Below are 23278 nucleotides of genomic sequence, written 5' to 3'. Positions count from 1 at the left end.
TCCGGAACCGTTCATGACCGACGCTTCTGCTTCCCTCGAACCACCGATCCTCACTGGCGAACGCGTCGAACTGAGGCCGCTCGACTCGTCCGACCGGCAGGCGCTGCTGGACGCCGCTGCCGACGGCCAGTTGTGGAACCTGAAGGTCACGGTCGTGCCGGGCCCCGAGACGATCGACGCGTATATCGACACCGCATTGCAGGGGCGTTCGGCCGGCACCGTGATGCCGTTTGCGATCGTCGATCGCGCATCGGGCCGCGTGATCGGCAGCACGCGTTTCTGGAAGATCGATCGCAGGAACCGCAAGCTCGAGATCGGCCATACGTGGCTGAGCGAATCGGCGCAGCGCACGCACGCGAATACCGAAGCGAAATGGTTGTTGCTGGGCTATGCGTTCGACGTGCTGCAATGCGTGCGCGTGCAGTTCACGACCGACGAGCTGAACGAGAAATCGCGCGCGGCGATCCTGCGGCTCGGCGCGAAGCAGGAAGGTATCGTGCGGCACGAGCGGATCATGCCGGATGGCCGCAAGCGCAATTCGTTGCGCTTCAGCATCATCGACGACGAATGGCCGGTGGTGCGTGCGCGGCTGCTGGCGAAGCTTGCGACGTAACGTGTCACGCGTGAAGCGTGACGTTTGACGTGCGTCGCGCCGCCGGAAGGGGAGCGGCGACGCGACGACGGGGGAAGCGGCAGTGCGCCGCGCACGACGGCGCGGCGCTGCGGCGCGTTACTGCGCCGATGCGAGGTGGTGGCGTTCCGCGAGCTTTTGCGCGTCGGCGTAGTGCTTCTGCAGGATCGGCAGCGACTGGCGTGCGACTTCCTTCAGCTTCGTGTCGCGGCCCGACGCGATTTCGGCCTGGAATGCCGAGATGGTCTTCTGCTGGCCGGCGAGCGCGACCTGCTCGATATACGCCTTGTCGAACTCGGCGCCGCGCAGGCTCTTGATGCTGCTCAGCACGGCCGTGTCGGGGTCGTTGGCCGGCACGTCGACGCCGCGCGGGCTCGCTGCACGCATCGCCTGGATGATCTTTTCATCGTCGGTCGACACGCGTTGCGCGAACGCCTTGACCTGGCTGTCCGACGTGCGCGAATCGGCGATGCGTGCCGCGTCGTGCTGCGTCGACACGGTCTTCGTGCCGTCGGTGATGAAGGCCTGGTCGGCTTCGTGGATACGCGTCGCGGCGGCGGCCGGTGCGTTCGGTGAGGCCGGTGCCGGTTGTGCGGTTTGCGCGGTCGCCGTCACGGCGACGAGAAGCAGGCCAGCGGCAGACAAAGCAAGGCGCGAGATGTGGGGAAAGCGGTTCATGGGACCTCCTTTCGATCGGGGCTCTGGTTGAAAAACGGATCACGTGATCCGTCGCTGTGCGAGAGACCGGGCGCGCCCGGGCCGGATTCGACTGCCGCTCTGCCGCGGCGCCGGTCGAAGTGTTTCCCGGCCCGACTGATTCTAGGAGAGCGATCCGGTAGCAGGTGCAACCGCGCTGTGGTTTGTGTAACGGTTGGTAAGACGAATCGGTGGGCAACGCCGCCGACAGGTAGTGCGTACCTGTTGCGTGTGCGGCGGCGGCAATTTTTGCGCGCATGAGGCGTGCGAAATGCACGGGGGTGTCATCTGCTTTTCATCGTCGTGCGGCTGCGTCGTGCGATGACGTGCGTATCGGGCGATGGGGCGATGGGGTGAACCGGATGCGCGAAGCGCGCGCACGCGTTACACGCGATCGAGCAAGGCGTCGAGACGCGGCAGCAACGGTGTCGCGCAATGCGCCTGCAACGCGTCCGGCGCGGTGTAGCCCCACGCGACGCCCTGGAATGCGATGCGTGCGCGTCGTGCCGCGTCGGCGTCGCGGATTTCATCGCCGACGTACAGCACTTCGTCGCCATGCACGCCGGCCTCGCGAACGAGTGCGCGCAGGCGACGCGCCTTGCCGAATAGCGGAATGCCGCACGCGAAATGCTCGACACGGCTGCTGGCGTGCGGGCCGAGCCGGTCGCGCACGATCGCCTCGGTATTCGACGTGGCGATCGCGATGCGGATGCCGCGCGCGGCGAGCGCGTCGAACGTTTCGGCGACGCCGGGGAACAGCGCCACTTGCGCGACGCGCGGCTGCATCAGGCGGCGCATGTCGATCGTCACGCGCGGCACTTTCCACATCGGCACGTCGAGCGCGCGAATGATGTCGCGCGCCGACATGCCGCGCAGCGCCGGGCGCAGCTCGGGCGTGGCGTCGCGAAAGCCGTGCATGCGCGACGCTTCCGACAGCGCCGCGAGAAAGCTGTCGAGCGAATCGGCGAGCGTGCCGTCGAAGTCGAATGCGATGAGGCGGTAGGTCATGTGGCGACGTGGCGAGTTCATTGGGCAGGCGACATTCTCACCGAATCGAGGCCCGTCGACCGCGCGGTCGGTTGCGCCTGCGGCGGCGCGAGAGGGTCGAGCAGTTTGTTCGCCTCGTGAAGCGTTGCAAGGCAGATCGGACGTTGCGAGCGCCGTGAGCCACGGGACGATGCTATTCGTAGTGGTAGCGGCAGGACACGATGCTGATCTGCAAGTCGTCGGCCTCGTAGACCAGACGGTTCGTGTCATCGATTCGGCGCGACCAGAAGCCGGAGAGGTTGGCCTTTAGCGGTTCGGGTTTGCCAATGCCTTCGAACGGCGTTCGCTGGGCTTCGCGAATGAGCTGGTTGATGCGCTGCTTGAGCGTCTTGCGATCCTGCCCCTGCCAGTAGACGTAGTCGTCCCACGCGTCGGAAGTAAAGAGCACGCGGCGTACGCTCATTCTTCATCCGCCGCGAGCTTGTGTTCCTTTGCCTTGCCCTTGCGTAGTTGCGCGATCGAACGTTCGAGATGGGCGACGTTGGCTGGCGAGCGCAGCAAGTGAACGGTCTCCATCAGGCTGTCGTAGTAGTCTTGCGACATGATGACGGCGTTCGGCGCATCGCGGCGCGTGATGAGCGTCACGTCCGCATCGTCGACGACCTGGTCGATAACGGTCTTCAAATTGCCACGGGCATCCGAAAAATGAATCGTGCGCATAATTGCCTCACTTGTACATATAACCGTACAAGTCTAGCACAGTCGACAAATGTGTACGGTTTGCTGTACAAGTCGACCAGCCCCGGCCTGGTTACACACCAGAATCGTCCGGAATGAGCATGTGCTCCGTCTAGCCGTGGCGATAAGTCGTGCCGCTTGTAGCCCCTCGCGCCGCGCGGTATCGTCAGCGTCTCGTCTTCCACCACCCCAACCGGAGACCGACGTGCCCGCTGCCACCCCCGCCACGCTGAGATTTTCCACCGACAAGCGCGAACTCGACGTCGACGCAATCTTCGACTTCCTGCATCGCGACGCGTACTGGTCGCAGGGCATTCCGCGCGACGTGGTCGAGCGGGCGATCGAGGGCTCGCTGTGTTTCGGCGCCTACGTGGGCGACCGGCTCGTCGGGTTCGCGCGGCTCGTGACCGATCACGCGACGTTCGCGTACCTGTGCGACGTGTTCGTGCTGCCGGCCGAGCGCGGCAACGGCTACGGCCGCGCGCTGATCGACCATGTGTTTGCACAGGAGATGGTGCAGGGCCTGCGCCGCATCATGCTCGTGACGTCCGATGCGCACGAGCTGTACCGGCCGGTCGGCTTCGAGCCGTGCGCGAATCCCGAACGGATGATGGAGATCCGCCGCCCGGACATCTACGCGAAACGCTGACGCGCGGCGCAGCGCATACAATACGCGCTTTCCGTTTTTGCCGAAGAGAAGCCCATCATGACCGAACAGGAAGCCGAACAGCTCGCGACGCATCGCCATTACAAGGGCGGGCTGTATCGCTACATCGGCGTTGCCCGCCATTCCGAGACCGAGGAATCGGTGGTCGTGTACGAACACCTGTGGCCGCATGCGCGCGGGCTGTGGGTACGGCCGGAAGCGATGTTCAACGGGAACCTCGAAGACGGCACGCCGCGTTTCCGCAAGCTGCGCGACTGATTGACGGCCGGCGGCGCGTGCCGCCGCCGTGCCGGCCGGCTGCGTGGACGTCTACGCGCCGGTCAGCGCCTTCACCAGCTCCGGCGGGGCCTGCTGCCCGACCGTGACCTCCGGCGTGCCGTGCCATGCCGCGAGCTTCTTCACCGCCTTCGCGACATCGGCTGCGAGCCCCGTGCCGACCCGCACGCCGGGCTCGACATGCACGGCCTTCAGTTCGAACGTGCCGAGCGTGCGATGCGCCTTCGCGTCGATGCGCCCGACCAGCCGCCCGCGATGCAGCACCGGCAGGCAGAAATAGCCGTAACGCCGCTTGTGCCCGGGCGTATAGCATTCGATCGTGTAGTCGAACCCGAACAGTGTCGATGCACGCCGCCGGTCCCATACCACCGGATCGAACGGCGACAGCAGCGTCGTGACCGTCGAGCGCAGCGTGTCAGCCTCCGCGGCCGGCAGCAACGCGTCGAGCGAGCGATGCACGTAGGCCGGCTCTTTCCAGTCGTCGATCGCCACCGGGATCAGGTCGCCCGCGTCCGCGAGCCGCTCGAGCTCCGCGCGGTAGGACCGGCGCGGCAGCCGATAGTAGTCGGCTACCCAGTCCGCGCGTACGACGCCGAGCGCCCGGCACGTGTAGTCGAGCAGCGCGGGCAGCACGGCGCTGCGCGGCGGCAGGTCGCGCGTGTCGTCCCAGTCGGGCAGCACGCGCTCGCGCACGTCGTACACGCGCTGGAAATTGCGGCGTTCCGACACCATCAGGTCGCCCGTCGTGAACAGCACTTCCAGGTGCCGCTTCTCGGGCTTGCGATCCCACCAGCCATTGCCTTTCACGCCATCCTCGCGGGCGAAATCGGCCGACCGTACCGGGCCCTCGGCGCGAATCCGCGCGAGCAGCCGCTCGATGTCGGGACGATTCTGCTCATGCCACTCGGCGGCGTACTTCCAGCCCATTCCCGACGGATCGAGCATCTTGTAGCGCATCAGGCCGAACTGCTCGACCGGCAGGAAGCACGCTTCGTGCGACCAGTATTCGAACAGGCGCGCCTCGGCGAGATGTTCGTCGAGCCACTGCGGCGCGAAATCGCCGAGACGGCTGAACAGCACGAGATACGGGCTGCGCGCGACGACGTGAATGGTATCGATCTGCAACTGCGCCATCCGGCGGATCGTGTCGAGCACGTCGGATTTGGTTGCCTTGCGGCGGGGCGGCGTCAGCAGGCCTTGCGCGGCAAGATGCAGCGCGCGGGCGGCGGCGGTCGAGAGCGTAAGCATCGGAAGGGCGGCCGGGAGTGATGGTCGGGAGCCACTTTAGCGCGAAAGCGGCGCGCGCGTGCGACGTGCCGATGCACCGTGTCTGACAATGGTTGACAGATGCGTTGCGCAAGTTTCCCTATAGTGCAGTTCATGGCGCAACGATAAACACGCGCAACGCTTTTGCTTCCGACGCACATATGTCCATGGCACGCAGGAAGCGAATCCGGGATTCTCAACCCCCATCGGGAGACCCGGAGCCCTGAGCGGACATCCATGCGGCTGTGCACCGGCCCCGTGTGGATGTCCGCTGATTTTTTTGTATTTCCGGTTTGCTTCGCGGGCGGTCTTTCCTGTTGCCCGTTCCGCCCCTCTCGTGATGTCCCGCTCGTCTGCCCGATTGTTATTGCCGCTTGCCGCGCGCGACTTCGTCGCCGGCGCCGGGCGGTAGCCGCCGCGTGATCGGAATCGACGCGAACGAGCACAGCCCGACCACGAGAAACGCGGGCCAGAAATCCGACCACATCATCTTCTGATGGCCCTGCAGCCAGTGCGAAATGTGCAGCACGAGGCCGGCGACCGTCACGCCGAGGCCGAGCGACATCTGCTGCACGACGCTGCCGAGGCTCGTCGCGCGGCCCGCGTCGCGCGGCGAGATGTCCGCGTAGATCATCGAGTTCAGGCTCGTGAACTGCAGCGCGGGGAAGATGCCGCCGACGAGCACGATCAGCCAGATCGCCCAGGTCGCCATGCCGGGATGGAACACGCCGTACGCGGCGATCGCGAGCCCCGCGAAGGCCGCGTTGTAGATCAGCACCGTGCGGAAGCCGAAGCGGCGCAGCGTATGGGTGGCCGTCGAGCGGCTCATTGCGCCGCCGAACGCGGACGCGCACGTGATGAGCCCCGAATGGAACGCGCTCATGCCGAGCCCTTCCTGCAGCGCGAGCGGCAGCAGGAACGGCACCGCGCCGAGGCCGATACGGAACAGCGACCCGCCGACGACGCTCGCGTGATACGTCGGGATCTTGAGGAAGCTGAGGTCGAGCACCGGGCGCTCCTTGCGGCGCGCGTACGGTACGTACAGCGCGAGCAGGACGGTGCCGGTCACGCACATGACGAGCGCGTTCGAGCGTGACGTGAGCGAGCCGTCGATCAGCGTGAGGCCCATCAGCAGCAGTGCGGCGCCGCTGGCCGACAGCAGGAAGCCGAACCAGTCGAGCGGCCCTGGATCGGGCTCGCGCGTGTTCGCGATGTGCTTGCTGGCGAGGTAGATCCCGTAGATGCCGATCGGCACGTTGATGAAGAAGATCATCCGCCAATGCAGGTAGGTCGTGATGAAGCCGCCGACGAGCGGCCCGACCGTGGGCCCGAACAGTGCGGGAATCGCAAGGTAGTTCATCGCGCGCACGAGATCCGAGCGCGGCACCGCGCGGAAGATGATGATGCGGCCGACGGGCACCATCATCGCGCCGCCCACGCCCTGGATGAAGCGCGCGAACGTGAGCACGCCGAGGGAATTGGAGGCCGCGCACATCAGCGAGCCGACGACGAAGATGCCGATCGCGGTGCGGAATACGGAGCGTGCGCTGAAGCGGTCGGCCAGCCAGCCGCAGATCGGAATGAACACGCCGAGCCCGACCACGTAGGCCGTGATCGCAATGTTCAACGTGACGGGGCTGTGCCCGAAGTCCCTCGCCATCGCGGGGAGGGCGGTGACGATGATGTTCGCGTCGACGCTTTCCATGAACAACGCACAGGCAACGATGAGCGGTGCTAGAAAGACGGGCGACATGGGCTGGGCGCGCGGTAAAGACGCCATTATGCCCACAATGTGACCGTTGAGTCACGTATGACAACAGTTGTTCCGCATGTTGCAACAGTCGTCCTGGTTGGCGGCGGCGTGGAAAGAACGACTGCGCGATGCGGCCGCACGCGCCCGCGCCGGGGCTGCACCACTCGCCCGAATCGAAACTTGCTTGATGTGCACGTTTCGTGCGAAAGTCGGGCCCACTCGCACCACAAAACGACGCGCATCGATCGAAGGCCATCGAGACGAGCGCGCGCGCGAACGAGACCTCGTGCCGACCCACTCACCATCGAAAGGAGGGGACACGTCATGACGTCACGTCGTGTCGCATCGATCGCATCGCGCATCTCGAGTCGCTTCTCAAGTCGTTCCGCAGCCCGACGCTCACCGCCACCCGCGCCGCCCACGCCGCGTCTTCGCTGGGCCGCCGCACTGGCCGTCGCGTATCTCGCCGTTGCCGGCTGCGCCGCGCAGGCCGACAACGCGAACCAGGCCGCCGCGCAGGCGGCTGCCCAGTCGGCGCCGCCGGCAACCGCTGCAATTGCCACCACCGCGTCGGGCACGCTGCTGCCGCCGCCGAGCCAGCTCTACGGCGACCTGTTCGTCGCGGTGCAGACCGCGCAGATCTACCCCGACCAGAAGACCTTCGTCGACGCGACGCCCAATGGCGATCCGGCGACGATCGTGCAGTTGTATCAGCAACAGAAATCGCAGCCGGGCTTCTCGCTGAAGGCGTTCGTCGCCCAGCATTTCACGCCGCCGCCGGAAGGCGGCGTGACACCGCCGCCGAACCAGACGCTGCGCCAGCACATCGACTGGCTGTGGCCGCAGCTCACGCGCACGAGCACGACCGTGCCGCCGTACAGCTCGCTGATCCCGCTGCCGAAGCCGTATGTCGTGCCCGGCGGCCGCTTCCGCGAAGGCTACTACTGGGATACCTATTTCACGATGCTCGGGTTGCAGGTGTCGGGCCGCGAGGATCTCGTCGACAACATGCTCGACAACTTCGCCCATCTGATCGACACGATCGGGCACATCCCGAACGGCAACCGCACGTACTACGCGAGCCGCTCGCAGCCGCCGTTCTTCGCGTACATGGTCACGCTCGCCGCGCAGGCCGAAGGCGACAAGGTCTACCAGAAATACCTGCCGGAGCTGCGCAAGGAGCATGCGTACTGGATGCAGGGCGAAGCCACGACGCCGCGCGGGCAGGCCACGCGCAATGTGGTCGCGATGCCCGACGGCGCGGTGCTGAACCGCTACTGGGACGCGAGCGATACGCCGCGCGACGAGTCGTATCTCGAGGACGTGACGACCGCGAAGTCGGCGCCGGGGCGTCCGGCGAACGAGGTCTATCGCGACCTGCGCGCGGGCGCCGAAAGCGGCTGGGACTACAGCTCGCGCTGGTTCGGCGACGGCAAGACGCTCGCGACGATCCGCACGACGTCGATCGTGCCGGTCGACCTGAACAGCCTGATGTTCCATCTCGAGACGACGATCGTGAAGGGCTGCGCGGTCACGCGCGACGTTGCGTGTGTGACCGATTTTTCAGCCCGCGCGGCGCGGCGCGCGGCCGCGATCAACCGCTATCTGTGGAACCGCAAAGGCTACTACGGCGACTACGACTGGCAACTGCGCAAGCCGCGCGACGCGGTGACGGCCGCTGCGCTGTATCCGTTGTTCGCGGGCGTGGCGTGGCCCGAGCGCGCGAAGGCGACCGCGCGCGAGGTGCGCAAGACGCTGCTGCAGCCGGGCGGCCTCGCGACGACCACCGAGAACACCGGGCAGCAGTGGGATGCGCCGAACGGATGGGCGCCGCTGCAGTGGATCGCGATCGACGGGCTGCGCCGCTATGGCGAACCGGCGCTTGCGAAGGACATCGGCACGCGCTTCCTGTCCGACGTGAAGCACGTGTATGCGACCGAAGGCAAGCTCGTCGAGAAGTACGTGGTCGAAGGCGCCGGCACGGGCGGCGGCGGGGGCGGTGAATATCCGCTGCAGGACGGTTTCGGCTGGACCAACGGCGTCACGCTGAAACTGCTCGGGCTGTACGGCGAGTGACGCGCGGCGCGGGCCGCGCGCGGCTATGGCAGGAGAACGCACGGGCCGGACTGTCGCGCAAGCGGCCGTCCGGCCCGGGTTTGCTTCAGGCCTGCCTGCGTTAGAACGTGATCGTCGTGCGCACGCCGACCACCGTTTCGTCGCCGATGCGCGCACCGGCCGCGTTCGGGTTCGGGATGCCGCCGCCCGGACGGAAGAAGTGCTGCAGGTCGGCCTGCAGCTGCCACCACGGCGTGACCTGGTACTGGTACGTCGCTTCGACGACCGTTTCCGCGCGGCGTACCGGGTAGCCGGGCGTCGTATAGACGCCGGTGTCGCCGTCGAGGCCGCGCGCATGCGAGCCGACCTTCGCATAGCCGACCGCGATGCCCGCGACGTCGTTGTCGCGTCCCTTGAACGGCGCCTTCAGCGTCACGCCCGCGTTGGCCGCGAAATCGACGATGTTGCGATCGCCCGGCGCGCCCATCACGCGTGCGAACACGCCGACCGAGCGCGGGCTGTCGGCCGACGGCCGCCACACCATCTGGTCCGCGACCGCATAGAACCCGTAGTTGCCGCGATGGGTGGCGGCGATGCCGTTGCTCTCCGGATTCGCCAGCGACAGGCCGTCTGTGCCGTAGCGCGGGTCGTTCGCATGCTGCGACTGATACCAGAAGCCGAGCTTGTACGTGCCCGGCAGGCCGGCCGGTTGCGGCGTCTTCGGATCGGCGGGCGGCGCGTTCAGCGCGTACTGCACTTCGCCGATCACGAATGCGCCGCTGCGCAGGTTGAAGTTGGTGCCGTGCGCGTTCAGCACCTGCGCATCGCCGTCGCTGCGGCCGGCCGGGTTGCCGTCGAATACGCCGACCATCGCGGTCCACGCATCGGACGGCTTCACGCGCAGCCGCACGCCGAGCGACGACAGCGGATACGCGGGGCCGCCGGCCGGCAGGTCGGTCGACGGCAGCACGGGCCAGCCGAACGTGGCGTTCATGAACGTCGCCGCGTTCTGGCTCACCATGAATTCCTGGTCGACGCTCTGCTGGCCGACCTTCACGTCGACCTTGCCGTCGAGCAGCGACTGCTGATACCAGAGCTCCCACAGGCGCGTGGTCGCATTCGCCTCGATGCCGGTCGCGGTCTGCAGCGTCTGCAGATAGCGCTGCGTGAGGTTGGTGCCGTGAATCTGCAGCGCCGACACGTTGAACGTGCCGCCCGGCAGACCGACCGCCTTGCCCGTGTCGACGTTGAACCCGAATTGCGTGAGCCCCTGGTACGCGCCGCCGCGATGCGTGCCGCCCGACGTGTTGTACAGGTACTCGCTGGTTTCCTGCAGGCTCAGCGTGATGCCGTGATCGCCGAGCACGTCGCGCAGGCCGCCCATGTTGCCGAGCAGGTTCGAGCGTTCCCAGAAGCCGGTGGGCGCGGCAGCATCGGCAGCCTGTTGTGCGGGCGCGGCGGCGTCGCTGGCGCCGGCCGCCGGTTCGGCCGCGGCCGGTGACGACGCTTGCGCGAACGCGGGCGTGGCGGCGAGCGACAGCAGCAGCGTGGCGAGCGCATTGACGCGGAGCTTGCGCGGGACGGGTTCCAGGTAGTTCTTCATGTGGGTTCCGTTGTCGGTTTGATTAGTCAAGCTGAAGAAACGAAAACGTGGTGCGGGATGCGTGGCGAGACGGTCGCGCGGCGGCGCCTGGCGCGTGGCGCAGCTGCGCGACGGGGGCGTTACGGCAGCCAGCCGCCGACGCGCCACACCTGCGCGAAGCCGAGGCGCGACGCGGCCGAGCACAGCAGCGCGACGAGCGCGACCGCGGCGGCCATCACGGCGAACAGCAGGCAGTCGAGCGGGCGCGGCGCCGCCGGCACGTGGGCGAGCGCCGTGCCGCGCCAGTTGCCGAGCGCGTGGGCGAGTGGCGAGAGACCGGAGACGAATGAGCGGTCGCATGCGAGATGCACGATGCGCTTGAGTCTGACCGCGAACGATTGAAGAAACATGACGCTGCCTCCGTCCGGTCCGGCTCGGGCCGGACGACGTGATCGAGCGCGGGCGCGTGACGCGGCCTGCGATCGGAGGGTGGAACGTAATGGAGCGTGCAACGGACGAACCGGCGATGGCCGGCCCGGAAGGAAGCGCGCTAACCCGACGAATGCGAGCTAGCGGCGTAAGACATGCGTCTGGCTGCTATCTCGCGATGGCTTGGCCGGCCTGGACCGGCATCGAACTGCAACTAGAGCATGTGTCCACGGAGGGACTCCCTTGATGAATTGCGGCGGATTGTATTCGCGTCGTTTGCTGCAGCGCAAGTAAAAAACGCATAAAAGCGGCGCACGTTGTACGGGCACCTCGGCGGCGCGTTGCGGCGCGGAATGGACAGTGAAGGCGCACGACCGGACGTGCTGCCCCGTTGTTCATACGCATCGTTCCCCCGACCGTCCCACATGCCCTGAAAGGTTGCGCCGCGTGTTTCCAGGGGCAAATCTTTCAGTGCCGCAAGGCGGGAAATTTATTTCGAGAAATGGGGTTGGGAGGGGTTGACTTCACTTTCGGGCGGTCCATAGAATCCGCCATCTTCACTCTTGGGGCCGCCGCCTTGGACGCCTGCAGTAGTCGATCTTCGAACGAAATTTCCGCCTGAGCGACCGACGTCCGCGCCTCATCGAAGCCGCCGTTTGTCTCCCGGGCAAACGGTGCGCGCAGCAGTATTCCGCAGCAACTCCCTACGTGCACCCTGATTCGCGCCGGTTAGCGTGATGCGTTTCCGCATGCGCCCGCCGGTTTCACCGCCGCCAGGCAGGCGGCCGCGTTCGCGCACGCCTTTTCAGGCATCGCGAATGCCGGCCCGCAGGCCCGATGGCGGTCAACCGTGTTCTCCGGAACACCGCACAGGAGCCGCCATGAACGACAGTGACAGTTGTCCCTTATGCCCGTTGCACGCACAGACCCTTTTGAACCCGGGTCGCAGGGACAATCCGGCCGACTAGCCTGACACGTCGTTCAGGCCCCGGACTGGCCCCGCACCCACGACGCGGCCGGCACGCCTGCCGTCGCCGCACGGAGCCAGATCATGAACTTCGGCCTTCTGCTGTCGAACCTCCCGCACGTCACGGAATCGCGCAACCACTACGACGCGATGCTGATGCTCGACGCCCGTCCGCGGGTGTTCTCCCGCCTGTTGAACCAGCTGAAATCGTTGATCCACTGAAAGGCGCACCGAGCGCGTCTCGGCATGCGCACGTGCAACCGCCTGCGGGTAGGCGCCGCGTGCGCATTCCAAGGCCACACGCTCATCGCATCGAATAACCATTAGCCGTACGGAACACATCATGTCCACGCCATCCAACGTTTCTCCACCAATCGCCGCCGAACGCAGCGCCGTGCTCGACGAAGCCCACCTGGGCGACATCCGCGGTGCGCTCGGTACGATCGCGCATCACGACACCGGCTCGCGCGGCACGTGGTGGGCGCGCCTGCGCACGCTGCTCGCGATCATCGGCCCGGGCCTCATCGTGATGGTCGGCGACAACGACGCCGGCGCATTCGGCACCTACACGCAGGCAGGGCAGAACTACGGCACGACGCTGCTGTGGACGCTGCTGCTGCTCGTGCCCGTGCTGTACGTGAACCAGGAAATGGTGCTGCGCCTCGGCGCGGTCACGGGCGTCGGCCACGCACGCCTGATCTTCGAGCGCTTCGGCAAGTTCTGGGGCGCGTTCAGCGTGATCGACCTGTTCCTGCTCAATGCGCTCACCATCGTCACCGAGTTCATCGGCATCACGTTCGTGCTGGATTTCTTCGGGCTGCCGAAGGTGGCCGGCGTGTGCGTGGCCGCCGCGTTGACCATGGCCGCGGTGAGTACCGGCGATTTCAGGCGCTTCGAGCGGTTCGCGATCGGGCTGTGCGTGCTGAGCCTGCTGCTCGTGCCGGTGCTCGTGTCGATCCATCCGCCCGTCGCGCAGATGTCGCGCGATTTCATCGTGCCGAACTGGCCCGCGCACGCGAAGCTGTCGGACGTGATGCTGCTCGTGATCGGAATCGTCGGCACGACCGTCGCGCCGTGGCAGCTGTTCTTCCAGCAGAGCTACGTGATCGACAAGCGCATCACGCCGCGCTTCATGAAGTATGAGAAGGCCGACCTGTGGATCGGCATCGTGTTCGTGCTGATCGGCGCGGTCGCGATGATCGGTTTCAGCGCCGCGCTGTTCAACGGGCATCCGGAAGCCGGCAACTTCACCGATGCGGGCGGCATCATCGCCGGCCTCGAGAAGTATGCGGGCCGCACGAGCGCGACGCTGTTCGCGGTGGCGCTGCTCGACGCGTGCATCATCGGCGCGGCGGCCGTATCGCTGTCGACGGCCTATGCGATCGGCGACGTGTTCAAGATCCGCCACTCGCTGCACCGCGGCGTGTCCGATGCGAAGGGCTTCTATCTCGTGTATTTCGGCATCGTCGCGGCGGCTGCCACGCTCGTGCTGATTCCGGGCAGCCCGCTCGGCCTGCTGACCGAAGCCGTGCAGACGCTCGCGGGCGTGCTGCTGCCGAGCGCGACGGTGTTCCTGCTGGTGCTGTGCAATGACCGCCAGGTGCTCGGCCCGTGGGTCAACTCGACGAAGCTCAACGTGTTCACCGGCGCGGTGATCTGGGTGCTCGTGCTGCTGTCGATCATCCTCACGGCATCGGTGATGTATCCGGATATCAGCGGCGAAGCGATCGTCGACGTGCTGGTCGGCGGCACCGTGCTCGCGATCACGGGCTATATCGCCACGGTATTGATCCGCCGCAACAAGCGCGTGGTCGAGCCGGCCGTCGATCGCTCGTTGCGCGACACGTGGCGCATGCCGCCGCTCGACACGCTCGAGCCGCAGAACATGACGGTCGCGACGCGAATCTGGATGGCCGTGCTGCGCGGCTATCTCGTGATCGCGGTCGGTCTCGTGATCGTCAAGGTGGTGCAGATGATGCTGAAGTAACGCAGGTCGTCTTCCAGGAAGCGGCGCCGGACCCGGCACCGCGCCGCAACCCGCACATGCCGGCCTTCGTGGCCGGCATGTGCGTTTACGCGTCCGCTTGCGGCGCGCCGCGCGGCCGTCAGATCAGCTCGAGCTTCGACGTCAGGTACGTGAGCTGGATCCGGTTCGCGACGCCGAAGCGCTTGCGCAGCTTGCGCAGGTGATAGTCGACGTTGTGCGCGCTGGTGTCGAGGCGCCGGCCGATCTCCTTGTCGGAGGCGCCTTCGGCGATGCCGAGCAGCAGTTCCTGCTCGAACGGCGTGAGCCCGTTCACCGCACGCTCGCGCGACGTCGAGATCAGCTGCGGCGACGCGAACTTGTGCACCGACAGCCCGATCGACAGCGCCTGCTCGATCGTCGCCGGCGTGATCCATTCGCGCGTGCGGCGCGGCGCGGTGAAGCTCATGAACGCGTGCAGCCGCGTGCCGGGCACGGCCATCGAATACATGATGCCGCTGCACATTCCGTCGTCCTGCATCGTCTGCAGGAAGCCGTCGAGCGCGGCCGGCGTCACGTGCGGGCCATCATCGCGCTCGCGGTGTTCGCGGCGCAATTGCTGCAGGTCCCACACGATCGGCATGTTGCAGACGCGCGCGCCGAGCGTGCGCGGATCGATGTCGTGATGGTTGTGCCGCACGTAGTCGCCGCGATAGGTGGCCGGCGTGAAGGCTTCGTGCAGGTACAGGCTTTCGACCCGCTCGCGCGCGAATTCGAGCGCGAAGTACGCGAACGTCGAGAAGCCCGTCAGATGCAGCAGGCTCGTGACGATCCGGTTGCGCTCGGCCGTGCTCTGCGCGTGCGCGAGCGTATCGGCGACGCCGAGCTTCGGCGCGTGCGGCTGCGTGAGCTCGCCGTGCTTGACGTCGTCGCACCAGACGACCTGTACCGGGCGCTCTCGCCGGGCGTCCGGGTGCGCGTCCAGCCCGCGCGACGGACGGGGAAAGGTTGGGGCGACCGCTTCTTCATGCAATGCAATGTCGGACATGAGCCATCCCTCGGAATCGACGCGCATCGCCTGGCGGTGGCCGTATCGTGTACGGCATTCGCGGCGGTGCGATCGAGCATCGTTTTGATAGGCGTCGATCGTCATCCCTGACGAAACGCGGGGGCATTGTACAAAAATGCGTGTATCCGCGTAATATGCCGTAATACTAATGGCGGCGAAAGGTTCATATTCGCACGCATATAACGACGACCAGAAAATCATAAAGAAAAGACCAGATCGTGACGGGGCGCAGTTTCACATATTGGGAAAGGGCGGGCTCCTCATGACACATGCTGACGGCGCACCACGCGTCGAATGGTTCTCACAAGCCGATATAACGGCTGCTGCCGCTTATTCGAGCGAATATCACGCAATCGAACGCGACTTTTTTACCGGCATTCAAATTGCGCCCGGTAAATCCGACTTCGCACCGGTCGATTTCGCGCAATGCCATGCGCGATTGCGGCAAATCGGATTCAGCACGCTCGGTTACGGCGCGTATGAAATGATCGGGCGGCGCATCCTGTGCGCGCACCTGCTGCGCGATCTCGCCCCGGCGACGTTCATGCAGCCGTTCATCGAAGGCATGCTCTACGAAAGCGATCCGCGGTTCGCGCAGGTGCGGCAAAGCGGCTTTCCGGTCGCGTGGCGGCTCGACGAGATCGAAGCGGCCGCGCAGGGCAGCGGCGACCGCAAGGTGCTGGCGCTGGCCGGCCATCTGCGCGCGCATGCGATGAACAGCGGCGTGATCTTCGGCCTGTCGGCGCCGCGCCTCGACCTGCGTGTCGCGGTGAACGTGACGTCGGAGACGCACGGCACCGACTGGATCGACGATCGCGTGATCGGCGGCGCGCTGTCGGTGAGCCTCGCCGTGCATCGCGTCGCGCTGCCGTTCCTCGAGGCGCGCATCGCGCGCATGCGCGGCTTCGCGCTCGGCGACGAGCAGCAGCAGGTGCTCGACCGGCTCGTGCACGGGCTGTCCGACCAGGAGATCGCGAGCGCGCTGCGCACGTCGCTGCACAAGGTCGGCCACCACATCCGCTCGCTCGAAAAGCTCTTCAACGTGCAGAACCGCGCGCAGCTCGCGTACCTCGCCGCACGGCGCCTGCCGTCCGACCTGACGTCCGCCTGACGCGCCCGCCGGCGGCCCGGCGCGCGATGGAAGCGGTTCCGGCGGCGCGTGCCGACATGCGCCGCCGGGTTTCGTAGTCCGATTCGATCGTCGCTGGAAAACGCGCTTTCACGCTACGAGGCGCCTCCCTTTTTCCGTCGTTCCCCGTCGCTACACTCGTCCCATTCAACGGTCCGTGCGACATGGGGCAGGGTTGCCCGTGCCGGCCGGCAATAACGACAGGACGACGGCACGATGGCAGAACCGAAGGCGCTTCCCCGCGACTGGCAGCGGTTGTTTTCCGCTGGCCGCGGCGTGTCCGGACGGCGCCTCGGGGGCGCGTCGCCACGCGCCGACCTGTTCCTCGCGACGTTCATCGTCGCCGTCGTCGCGCTGTTCATCCTGCCGCTGCCGCAGGCCGCGCTCGACGGGATGATCTCGCTGAATCTCGCCGCGAGCGTCGTGTTGCTGACGGTGTCGACCTACGTGCCGTCGGCGGTCAGCTTCTCGTCGTTTCCCGCGCTGCTGCTGTTCACGACGCTGTTCCGGCTCGCGCTGAACATCGCGTCGTGCAAGCTGATCCTGCTGCACGCGAACGCGGGTCACGTGATCGACGCGTTCGGGCGGCTCGTGGTCGGCAACAACGTCGTGGTGGGCGGCGTGGTGTTCCTCGTGATCGCCGTCGTGCAGTTCATCGTGATCGCGAAGGGCTCGGAGCGGGTGGCCGAGGTCGGCGCGCGTTTCTCGCTCGACGCGATGCCGGGCAAGCAGATGAGCATCGACGCTGACCTGCGCGCGGGCATCATCAGCGCCGACGAAGCGCGCGAACGCCGCGAGAAGCTCGAGCAGGAATCGCAGATGCACGGCGCGATGGACGGCGCGATGAAGTTCGTGAAGGGCGACGCGATCGCAGGCCTCGTGATCGCCTTCATCAACATCGTCGCGGGGATCGCGGTCGGCACGCTGATGCACGGGATGGATATCGGCGACGCGCTGCAACGTTACGCGATCCTGACGGTCGGCGACGGGATGGCGTCGCAGATCCCGTCGCTGCTCGTGTCCATCGCGGCCGGCATCGTCACGACGCGCGTCGCGACGCGCGATGCGCGGCAGCGCCAGCTCGGCGAACAGCTCGGCGAGCAACTGGGTGCGCATCCGCGCGCATTGCTGATCGCGGCGTTCGTGCTGAGCGGTTTCCTCGTCGTGCCCGGTTTTCCGAAATGGTCGTTCGCGCTGATCGCGCTCGGCCTCGGCGCGTTCGCGTTCTCGCAGCTCAGGCGCAAGACGGCCGCGCCGAGCTTCAACCTGATTCATGTCGCGGGGCGCGTCGGCGCGGCCGACGACGGCCAGCCCGCGAAGGTGTCGCATGCGGCCGGCGTCACGTCGCTGATCGCGGTGTCGCTGTCCGACGACCTGCGCACGAGCCTGAACCTCGCGCAGCTGCAGGCCGCGCTGTCGAGCGCGAAGGCGCGCGTCGACGCGGACATCGGCACGGTGTTCCCGCGCATCACGCTGAACGACGACGAAGGCGCGGCGGCCGGCACGTACCGGATCTACCTGCAGGACGTGCTCGCCGCGCAAGGCGCGCTGAAGCCGGGCTGGCTGCTGTGGGACGGTGTCGCGCCGCTGCCCGAGCGCGCGGAGCGCCAGCCGGCCGAAGCGTTCGGCCCGTTCGCGACCGCGCTGTGGATCAAGCCCGACGGCGCCGCGCCCGACGGCAAGTGGCTGTCGAGCGAAAGCGCGCTCGCCGCGCACGTCGAGCAGATCGTGCGCCAGCATGCGGACGAGCTGCTCGGCATCCAGGAGACGCAGGCGCTCGTGCACCTGGTGCGCCGCGAGCACCCGGAGCTCGTCGGCGAACTGACGCGGCTCGTGCCGCTGCAGCGCGTGACCGAGGTGTTGCGCCGGCTGCTGGCGGAACAGGTGCCGATCCGCAATTTGCGCGTGATCTTCGAGAGCCTGATCACGTGGGCGCCGAACGAGCCGGACGACGTGATCGCGCTGGTCGAACTCGTGCGTGTCGACCTGCGCCGGATGATCACCGACCGCCATGCGGGCACGACGCGCCAGCTGCGGGTCGTGCTGTTCGAGCAGAACCTGCAGGAGCGGATCGAGCGTGCGGTGATGCGCACGAAGCAGGGCAATTTTCTTGCGCTGTCGAGCGCGGTCAAACAGGACATCGGCGAGCAGGTGCGCGCGATCGTGCAGGCCGCGCAGGCGGCCGGCCCCGGGGGCCACGGCACGGCGCAGGGCGCCGCGCGGCTCGCGGTGATGGTCGCGCTCGGCGCGCGCCGCTACGTGAAGACGATCCTGCAGCCGGTGCTGCCCGACCTCGCGGTGTTGTCGTACCAGGAGGTCGAGGAGGACGTGCAGCTGCACACGATCGGCTGGGTCAAGAACCCGCCGGACGACGGGACGGTCGGCGCGGGCGCCGACGTGCGCGTGCCGGGAGCCGTGCAATGACGAGCTCGACGATCCTCGACCTGACGCGCCAGGCGCTGATGCTCGTGCTGCTGCTGTCGCTGCCGATCGTGCTGATCGCCACCGTGACCGGCCTCGTCGTCGCGATCCTGCAGGCTGTCACGCAGGTGCAGGACGCCAATATCGGCATCGCGGTGCGGCTGATCGCCGTGATGGTCGCCCTCGTGCTGCTGTCGGGCTGGCTCGGCGGCGAAGTGCTGCGCTTCGCGCAGCAGGCGCTGGAACGCATGTTCGTTTCTTCCACAGGAGTCCTTTGATGCGTCGACGCGTCGCCTCGATCCGGTTTCAACCGCGCAGCCTGCAACGGGCCGCGCTTGCCGTGTGCGCGACCGCGCTGCTCGCGGCATCGCTGTGCATGGCGCCCGCGCAGCCCGCGCGCGCCGCGGACCTGCGCTGGCGCAACAAGCCGTTCACGATCGTCGCGAACGGCAAGAAGATCGGCGACTTCATCCGCGAGCTCGCGTCGTCGCAGGGCGTGACGGCGGTGGTCGACCCGAAGGTCGACGGCGTGATCAGCGGCCGGTTCTCCGGTACGCCGCAGCAGACGCTCGATACCATCTGCTCGACCTACGGCCTGACGTGGTACTACGACGGTTCGTTCCTGTACGTCGATCCGGCCGACCAGTCGCAGACGCAGATGATCCCGATTCCGCCGAATGCGTCCGGTGAAATCGGCCGCGCGCTGCAGGCGATGCAGATCCCCGACAAGCGCTACACGCTGGTGATCAACGACCGCGCGAACAGCGTGTACGTGGCCGGCCCGCGCCGCTATGTCGAACTCGTGCGGCAGGCGGTGGGCTCGGTCGGCGATCCGTCGGCGAACGGCGCGCATGCGGATATCCGCGCGTTCCGGCTCAAGTACGGCTGGGCGTCGGATTTCACGATCAACCGCTCGGGCAAGGAAGTGACAGTGCCGGGCGTCGCGACGATCCTGCGTCGGCTGTTCGGCAAGGTGGGCGACACGACCGCGGCGCCGTCGAGCCCGTCACTCGGGCAGGCCGCGCGCCAGGTGAAGCTCGGCTCCGGGCTGACGATCGCGGTGCCGCGGCTCGACTTCCCCGATATCTCCGGCGGCCCGCGCCAGGGCGGCTATGGCGGTGCGGACGGCAGCACGGGCGGCGGGTTCTCGCCGTTCTCGAACAGCGGCGGCGACACGCTGCCGCAGATCGTCGCCGACCCGGCGATCAACGCGGTGATCGTGCGTGACTTGCCGGAGAACATGTATCGCTACCAGTCGCTGATCAACCAGCTCGACGAGCGGCCGCGCATCGTCGAGATCAACGTGACGATCATCGACATCAACGAGGATTCGCTCGATAGCCTCGGGATCGACTGGCGCCTGCACACGACGCACGGCGACGTGCAGATCGGCAATGGCCAGAACCCGCTGAACGGCAACACGCAGTACAACGGCGTCGGCAATCCGCCGCTGACGTTCGGGATCGGCACGTCGGAAACCGGGCAGACGGGCACCTTCATGCCGACCGGCATCGCGCTCACCGCGTCGATCGGCGGGTCGCTGCGCAACTACCTGCTCACGCGCGTGAACGCGCTCGCGCAGAAGGGCCAAGCGCAACTGCGATCGAAGCCGAAGGTGCTCGCGCTCGACAACACCGAGGCGATCCTCGAGAACCTCACGCAGTTCTACGTGCAGGTGCCGGGCTACCAGGATTCGTCGCTGTACAGCGTGACGACCGGCACGAGCATCAAGGTGACGCCGATGATCGTCGACGAGGCGATCCGCAACGCGGCCGCCGTCTCGGGCAATCCGCAGAGCGTGATGATGTCGATCGACATCCAGGACGGCAACATCGTGCCGGGGCAGGCCGTGTCGAACGTGCCGGTGATCCAGCAGCGCAACATCGTCACCAAGACGATGATCGACGAAGGCAAGAGCCTGCTGATCGCGGGTTTCAACGACGACGAGGTGAGGCTGAACAAGAGCGGCGTGCCCTGGTTGTCCGACATTCCGCTGATCGGCAACCTGTTCAAGTACACCGACAAGTCGGGCAACCACATGGAGCGGTTCTACCTGTTGACGCCGCGCGTGGTGACGACCGCGTCGATGTATGCGCCGGACGGCTCGCCCGTGAACCCGGGCGCCGACGGTCCGGCGAACCCGGAAGGGATGTCGATGTACCGCCCGCCGGACAACGACGTCGCGGTGCCGCTGACGCCGAAGCCGCTGCCCGGCACGAAGTTCGGGCCGCCCGCGTTGCCGCCGCCGTCTGATTCGGCGGCGCGGCCGGCGGCCACGACCGCAGGAGTCACCACGCATGTCGACGAGCATCATTGATCCGCACGGCGACGGCGCATTGCCCGGGGGCGCGGCAGGCGCAGGGGCCGGGTCGGCCGCCGCGCCCGCATCGCCGTGGAACCTGTGCTTCCTGAGCGGGCCGATGTACGGCCGCACGATGTCGCTTGCACGCGGTGCGAACTGGGTCGGCACCGCGGCCGACTGCGAGGTGATCCTGCCCGATCGCGAGATCGGCGCGAAACAGGTGTGCCTGCAGGTCGGTGCGCTCGCGGTGACCGTGCAGAACCACGGCGGTGACGCCGGCGCGCCGGTGCTGTTCAACGACGAACCGCTCGGCGCGGGCCGCCGCTCGCTGACGCCGCAGGACGTCGTGACGGTCGGCTCGATCCGGCTCGGCATCGCGCGGCATGCGCAGGCGAACGTCGCGCTGCCGGATGAAGCCGGCGCGCCGGACCCGGCGCGCGAGGCCGCGTGGCTCGGCTGGCTCGCGGGCGGGCTGCGCCGCCTCGGCAGCCGGCGGCTCGTGATCGCGCTGGTCGCGCTGTGGCTCGGCGTGCTGCTCGGCGCGCTCGGCTACGGCTTCGTCACCTGGTCGGGGCGCCTGCCATGGCAGCACGAATCGGTGCTCGCGCGCACGCACCGGCTGCAGCAACTGCTGCGCGCGTACCCGGAGCTGGCCGTCGCGCCGCGCGACGACGGCGTGATCGTGTCGGGCTACGTGAGCGATCCGGCCGCGCGCGAACGCGTCGCGCAGATCGTCGCGGGCGTCGACAACGCGGCGCTCGGCAACATCTACGTGGTCAGCGACCTGGTCGCGACCGCGCAGACCTATTTCAGCGACACGGCACTGACGGTCGCGTATCTCGGCCGGGGCCGGATCGAGGTGACCGGCACGGCCGCGCGCGCGCAGATCGAGCCGCGGATCCGCAACTACATGAAGGACGCGCGTCCCGCGCTCGAAGTGGTCGATCACGTGCGCGATGCCGATCCGGCCGCGCCGCGCACGGCGACGACGCTGGGCGGGATGGCCGGGATTCCGGAGATCACGACCGTGTTCGCCGGAGACGGCGACCAGCGCTACATCGAGACGGCCGACGGCAGCCGCTATTTCGAAGGTGCGCGACTGAAGGAGGGCGCGGCGGTCGTGTCGATCGGCCCGGATGAAGTCGTGTTCGAGCGCAACGGCCAGCGCATCACGATGCCGCTCGGCGGACCGTCGGCGACTGCGCCCGAGCCTGTGCCGGCGCCGCCCGTGGCGCCGCTCGCGAGCGGCGCGGCGGCGGGGATCGCGCAGCCGGTGCCGACGCAGTTGCCGGACCGGTCGGCGGCCGGTGCCGCGGCGGCCGATGCCTCGGCGGCACGCGCATCGAAGGAGGCGGCGCACTAGCGCCGCGACAGGTCATGCGCATCGCGCGGCGCGCGGTGCGCGCAGTACGCGGGGCGTCGCGAGCGTGCGGCGGCTCACGTCGACGGCGGAGCATGGGGCTCCCGTCGCCAGGTGGATGCAGTTCACGTAAAGGAGCGCAACATGGGTACGCAGGCAGCAGGTGGTGCAACCAACACGAACCAGGTCCAGCAGCAGGCGGACGACCTGACCAAGACGCAGCTCGAACTGACGAAGATCAACTTCCAGGTCCAGCAGTCGACCGCGACGTTCGAAACCAGCAACGCCGTGACCGCGCAGGAGGGGACGGCGAACGCCCAGGTCGCGCAACACCTGAGCTCGGCCGGCCGCGCATGACGCCGGCCGCCGGCCGCGCCGCGCGACGTCGCGCGCCGGGTCTGCCCGTGAAGGGCGCCCGGCGGCGGCCGTGCGCGTGCCGGCCGGCCCGTTCCGGGCGGGCCCGACCGATCCGGTCCGGCGTCCGCTTCTCGAGGAGGACATGGACATGTCAGTGACAGGCGTAGGCGCGGCGCCGCCGGGCGCGGCCGCGCTCGCGGGAGCCGCGCAGCAAACGGGCTCGGCGTCCGATCCGGCGCAGGTGCGCCAGTTCGATGCGCTGATGCAGCCGGGCGCATCGCCGGCCGCGCCGCCGTCTTCGTCGGGCGTCGCGATGTCGCGCGCACCGGCGGATGCGGCGCCGGCCGTGCAGATGACGCCCGCGCAGGCGAACCAGTCGTCGCTCGTCGAGCGGTTGCGCACCTACGGCAACGATCTCGACGCGCGGTACGCGAACATCGACAAGCATCGCAGCGAGATGCTGACGTCGATGGCCGACAGCCGCAGCGACCCGATGATGACGATGGTGAAGGCGATGGATTTTCAGTGGACGGCGACCACCACGATTTCGGAATACCAGTTGAGCCTGTCGGTCGCGCAGGCGGCGAACGGCTTCACGCACACGGTGCTGAAGACGCAGGAGTGAAAGCG

General features: G+C 67.5%; 22 protein-coding genes. 13 read left to right on the top strand and 9 right to left on the bottom strand.

Going from position 1 to position 23278, the window contains the following annotated elements:
* Positions 1-13: 13 nt before the first annotated feature.
* A complete protein-coding gene (locus CFB50_RS29160) occupies positions 14-613 on the top strand; it encodes a GNAT family N-acetyltransferase (protein WP_089448124.1) in 600 nt (199 codons plus the stop codon).
* A 117-nt stretch (positions 614-730) separates the two neighbouring features.
* Here CFB50_RS29160 and CFB50_RS29155 read toward each other — a convergent pair whose 3' ends face one another.
* The 4 genes from CFB50_RS29155 to CFB50_RS29140 all read right to left on the bottom strand — a co-directional run bounded on the left by CFB50_RS29155 (position 731) and on the right by CFB50_RS29140 (position 3034).
* Positions 731-1309, bottom strand: coding sequence for a DUF4142 domain-containing protein (locus CFB50_RS29155; protein ID WP_069252148.1), 579 nt, complete (start codon positions 1307-1309; stop codon positions 731-733).
* A 402-nt stretch (positions 1310-1711) separates the two neighbouring features.
* On the bottom strand, positions 1712-2335 hold the full coding sequence (locus tag CFB50_RS29150) for an HAD hydrolase-like protein (RefSeq protein WP_069253007.1): 624 nt from the start codon (positions 2333-2335) through the stop codon (positions 1712-1714).
* 172 nt (positions 2336-2507) lie between these two features.
* Entirely contained in the window at positions 2508-2777 is a 270-nt protein-coding gene (locus CFB50_RS29145) for a Txe/YoeB family addiction module toxin (protein ID WP_069252147.1), read from the bottom strand.
* The gene (locus CFB50_RS29140) at positions 2774-3034 is read right to left on the bottom strand and encodes a type II toxin-antitoxin system Phd/YefM family antitoxin (RefSeq protein WP_011354452.1); all 261 of its coding nucleotides are present in this window, start codon (positions 3032-3034) and stop codon (positions 2774-2776) included. Before CFB50_RS29140 ends, CFB50_RS29145 begins: the two co-directional genes overlap by 4 nt.
* Before the next feature lie 223 nt (positions 3035-3257).
* On the opposite strand from CFB50_RS29140, the gene CFB50_RS40250 reads away from it, so the two are divergent.
* The gene (locus tag CFB50_RS40250) at positions 3258-3701 is read left to right on the top strand and encodes a GNAT family N-acetyltransferase (protein WP_069252146.1); all 444 of its coding nucleotides are present in this window, start codon (positions 3258-3260) and stop codon (positions 3699-3701) included.
* 57 nt (positions 3702-3758) lie between these two features.
* Entirely contained in the window at positions 3759-3977 is a 219-nt protein-coding gene (locus CFB50_RS40245; protein ID WP_006480837.1) for a DUF1653 domain-containing protein, read from the top strand.
* 51 nt (positions 3978-4028) lie between these two features.
* On the opposite strand, the gene CFB50_RS29130 is transcribed toward CFB50_RS40245, so the two are convergent.
* Together CFB50_RS29130 and CFB50_RS29125 are read right to left on the bottom strand one after the other, a co-directional pair.
* A complete protein-coding gene (locus CFB50_RS29130; protein ID WP_069252145.1) occupies positions 4029-5243 on the bottom strand; it encodes a winged helix-turn-helix domain-containing protein in 1215 nt (404 codons plus the stop codon).
* A gap of 382 nt (positions 5244-5625) precedes the next feature.
* A complete protein-coding gene (locus CFB50_RS29125) occupies positions 5626-7014 on the bottom strand; it encodes an MFS transporter (RefSeq protein WP_069252144.1) in 1389 nt (462 codons plus the stop codon).
* Between the two features lie 324 nt (positions 7015-7338).
* On the opposite strand from CFB50_RS29125, the gene treA reads away from it, so the two are divergent.
* Positions 7339-9090, top strand: coding sequence for an alpha,alpha-trehalase TreA (gene treA, locus CFB50_RS29120; RefSeq protein WP_069252143.1), 1752 nt, complete (start codon positions 7339-7341; stop codon positions 9088-9090).
* A 100-nt stretch (positions 9091-9190) separates the two neighbouring features.
* On the opposite strand, the gene CFB50_RS29115 is transcribed toward treA, so the two are convergent.
* Both CFB50_RS29115 and CFB50_RS29110 read right to left on the bottom strand, forming a co-directional pair.
* Positions 9191-10672: a carbohydrate porin gene (locus CFB50_RS29115; RefSeq protein ID WP_069252142.1), complete on the bottom strand. Its 1482-nt coding sequence runs from the start codon at positions 10670-10672 to the stop codon at positions 9191-9193.
* Positions 10673-10791: 119 nt separating this feature from the next.
* Positions 10792-11061, bottom strand: coding sequence for a hypothetical protein (locus CFB50_RS29110; RefSeq protein ID WP_069252141.1), 270 nt, complete (start codon positions 11059-11061; stop codon positions 10792-10794).
* A gap of 1070 nt (positions 11062-12131) precedes the next feature.
* Between CFB50_RS29110 and CFB50_RS39680 the strand changes: the two genes are divergently transcribed.
* On the top strand, positions 12132-12269 hold the full coding sequence (locus CFB50_RS39680; RefSeq protein ID WP_175022165.1) for a hypothetical protein: 138 nt from the start codon (positions 12132-12134) through the stop codon (positions 12267-12269).
* Between the two features lie 121 nt (positions 12270-12390).
* Positions 12391-14034: an Nramp family divalent metal transporter gene (locus CFB50_RS29105; RefSeq protein WP_069252140.1), complete on the top strand. Its 1644-nt coding sequence runs from the start codon at positions 12391-12393 to the stop codon at positions 14032-14034.
* Between the two features lie 118 nt (positions 14035-14152).
* On the opposite strand, the gene CFB50_RS29100 is transcribed toward CFB50_RS29105, so the two are convergent.
* A complete protein-coding gene (locus CFB50_RS29100) occupies positions 14153-15058 on the bottom strand; it encodes a helix-turn-helix transcriptional regulator (protein ID WP_069253006.1) in 906 nt (301 codons plus the stop codon).
* A 283-nt stretch (positions 15059-15341) separates the two neighbouring features.
* Here CFB50_RS29100 and CFB50_RS29095 point away from each other — a divergent pair, with 283 nt between their 5' ends.
* From CFB50_RS29095 to CFB50_RS29065, 7 genes are all read left to right on the top strand, one after another.
* Positions 15342-16190, top strand: a complete 849-nt coding sequence (locus tag CFB50_RS29095) for a helix-turn-helix transcriptional regulator (protein ID WP_069252139.1) — start codon at positions 15342-15344, stop codon at positions 16188-16190.
* Positions 16191-16424: 234 nt separating this feature from the next.
* A complete protein-coding gene (gene sctV / locus CFB50_RS29090) occupies positions 16425-18632 on the top strand; it encodes a type III secretion system export apparatus subunit SctV (protein WP_069252138.1) in 2208 nt (735 codons plus the stop codon).
* Entirely contained in the window at positions 18629-18907 is a 279-nt protein-coding gene (gene sctS / locus CFB50_RS29085; protein ID WP_006480854.1) for a type III secretion system export apparatus subunit SctS, read from the top strand. The genes sctV and sctS overlap by 4 nt, the downstream gene beginning before the upstream one ends.
* The gene (gene sctC, locus CFB50_RS29080) at positions 18907-20946 is read left to right on the top strand and encodes a type III secretion system outer membrane ring subunit SctC (RefSeq protein ID WP_069252137.1); all 2040 of its coding nucleotides are present in this window, start codon (positions 18907-18909) and stop codon (positions 20944-20946) included. The genes sctS and sctC overlap by 1 nt, the downstream gene beginning before the upstream one ends.
* Positions 20927-22294: a type III secretion system inner membrane ring subunit SctD gene (gene sctD, locus CFB50_RS29075; RefSeq protein WP_069252136.1), complete on the top strand. Its 1368-nt coding sequence runs from the start codon at positions 20927-20929 to the stop codon at positions 22292-22294. Before sctC ends, sctD begins: the two co-directional genes overlap by 20 nt.
* Before the next feature lie 141 nt (positions 22295-22435).
* The gene (locus tag CFB50_RS29070; RefSeq protein ID WP_034180511.1) at positions 22436-22648 is read left to right on the top strand and encodes a hypothetical protein; all 213 of its coding nucleotides are present in this window, start codon (positions 22436-22438) and stop codon (positions 22646-22648) included.
* A 148-nt stretch (positions 22649-22796) separates the two neighbouring features.
* A complete protein-coding gene (locus CFB50_RS29065; protein ID WP_089448453.1) occupies positions 22797-23273 on the top strand; it encodes a hypothetical protein in 477 nt (158 codons plus the stop codon).
* Positions 23274-23278: the final 5 nt, after the last annotated feature.

The sequence above is a fragment of the Burkholderia sp. AU33423 genome (assembly GCF_002223135.1).
Classification (GTDB): Bacteria; Pseudomonadota; Gammaproteobacteria; order Burkholderiales; family Burkholderiaceae; genus Burkholderia; species Burkholderia lata_D.
This window is presented reverse-complemented; position numbering and strand designations above follow the sequence as displayed.

Bases quoted from the DNA above. Each gene is read 5' to 3' on its own strand.
- CFB50_RS29095 (WP_069252139.1), top strand. From the start codon at position 15,342: ATGACACATGCTGACGGCGCACCACGCGTCGAATGGTTCTCACAAGCC.
- CFB50_RS29065 (WP_089448453.1), top strand. From the start codon at position 22,797: ATGTCAGTGACAGGCGTAGGCGCGGCGCCGCCGGGCGCGGCCGCGCTC.
- sctV (WP_069252138.1), top strand. From the start codon at position 16,425: ATGGCAGAACCGAAGGCGCTTCCCCGCGACTGGCAGCGGTTGTTTTCC.
- sctS (WP_006480854.1), top strand. From the start codon at position 18,629: ATGACGAGCTCGACGATCCTCGACCTGACGCGCCAGGCGCTGATGCTC.
- CFB50_RS29145 (WP_069252147.1), bottom strand. From the start codon at position 2,777: ATGAGCGTACGCCGCGTGCTCTTTACTTCCGACGCGTGGGACGACTAC.
- CFB50_RS29070 (WP_034180511.1), top strand. From the start codon at position 22,436: ATGGGTACGCAGGCAGCAGGTGGTGCAACCAACACGAACCAGGTCCAG.
- CFB50_RS29155 (WP_069252148.1), bottom strand. From the start codon at position 1,309: ATGAACCGCTTTCCCCACATCTCGCGCCTTGCTTTGTCTGCCGCTGGC.
- sctD (WP_069252136.1), top strand. From the start codon at position 20,927: ATGTCGACGAGCATCATTGATCCGCACGGCGACGGCGCATTGCCCGGG.
- CFB50_RS29110 (WP_069252141.1), bottom strand. From the start codon at position 11,061: ATGTTTCTTCAATCGTTCGCGGTCAGACTCAAGCGCATCGTGCATCTC.
- CFB50_RS39680 (WP_175022165.1), top strand. From the start codon at position 12,132: ATGAACTTCGGCCTTCTGCTGTCGAACCTCCCGCACGTCACGGAATCG.
- CFB50_RS29150 (WP_069253007.1), bottom strand. From the start codon at position 2,335: ATGACCTACCGCCTCATCGCATTCGACTTCGACGGCACGCTCGCCGAT.
- treA (WP_069252143.1), top strand. From the start codon at position 7,339: ATGACGTCACGTCGTGTCGCATCGATCGCATCGCGCATCTCGAGTCGC.
- sctC (WP_069252137.1), top strand. From the start codon at position 18,907: ATGCGTCGACGCGTCGCCTCGATCCGGTTTCAACCGCGCAGCCTGCAA.
- CFB50_RS29130 (WP_069252145.1), bottom strand. From the start codon at position 5,243: ATGCTTACGCTCTCGACCGCCGCCGCCCGCGCGCTGCATCTTGCCGCG.
- CFB50_RS29100 (WP_069253006.1), bottom strand. From the start codon at position 15,058: ATGTCCGACATTGCATTGCATGAAGAAGCGGTCGCCCCAACCTTTCCC.
- CFB50_RS40245 (WP_006480837.1), top strand. From the start codon at position 3,759: ATGACCGAACAGGAAGCCGAACAGCTCGCGACGCATCGCCATTACAAG.
- CFB50_RS29105 (WP_069252140.1), top strand. From the start codon at position 12,391: ATGTCCACGCCATCCAACGTTTCTCCACCAATCGCCGCCGAACGCAGC.
- CFB50_RS29140 (WP_011354452.1), bottom strand. From the start codon at position 3,034: ATGCGCACGATTCATTTTTCGGATGCCCGTGGCAATTTGAAGACCGTT.
- CFB50_RS29115 (WP_069252142.1), bottom strand. From the start codon at position 10,672: ATGAAGAACTACCTGGAACCCGTCCCGCGCAAGCTCCGCGTCAATGCG.
- CFB50_RS29160 (WP_089448124.1), top strand. From the start codon at position 14: ATGACCGACGCTTCTGCTTCCCTCGAACCACCGATCCTCACTGGCGAA.
- CFB50_RS29125 (WP_069252144.1), bottom strand. From the start codon at position 7,014: ATGTCGCCCGTCTTTCTAGCACCGCTCATCGTTGCCTGTGCGTTGTTC.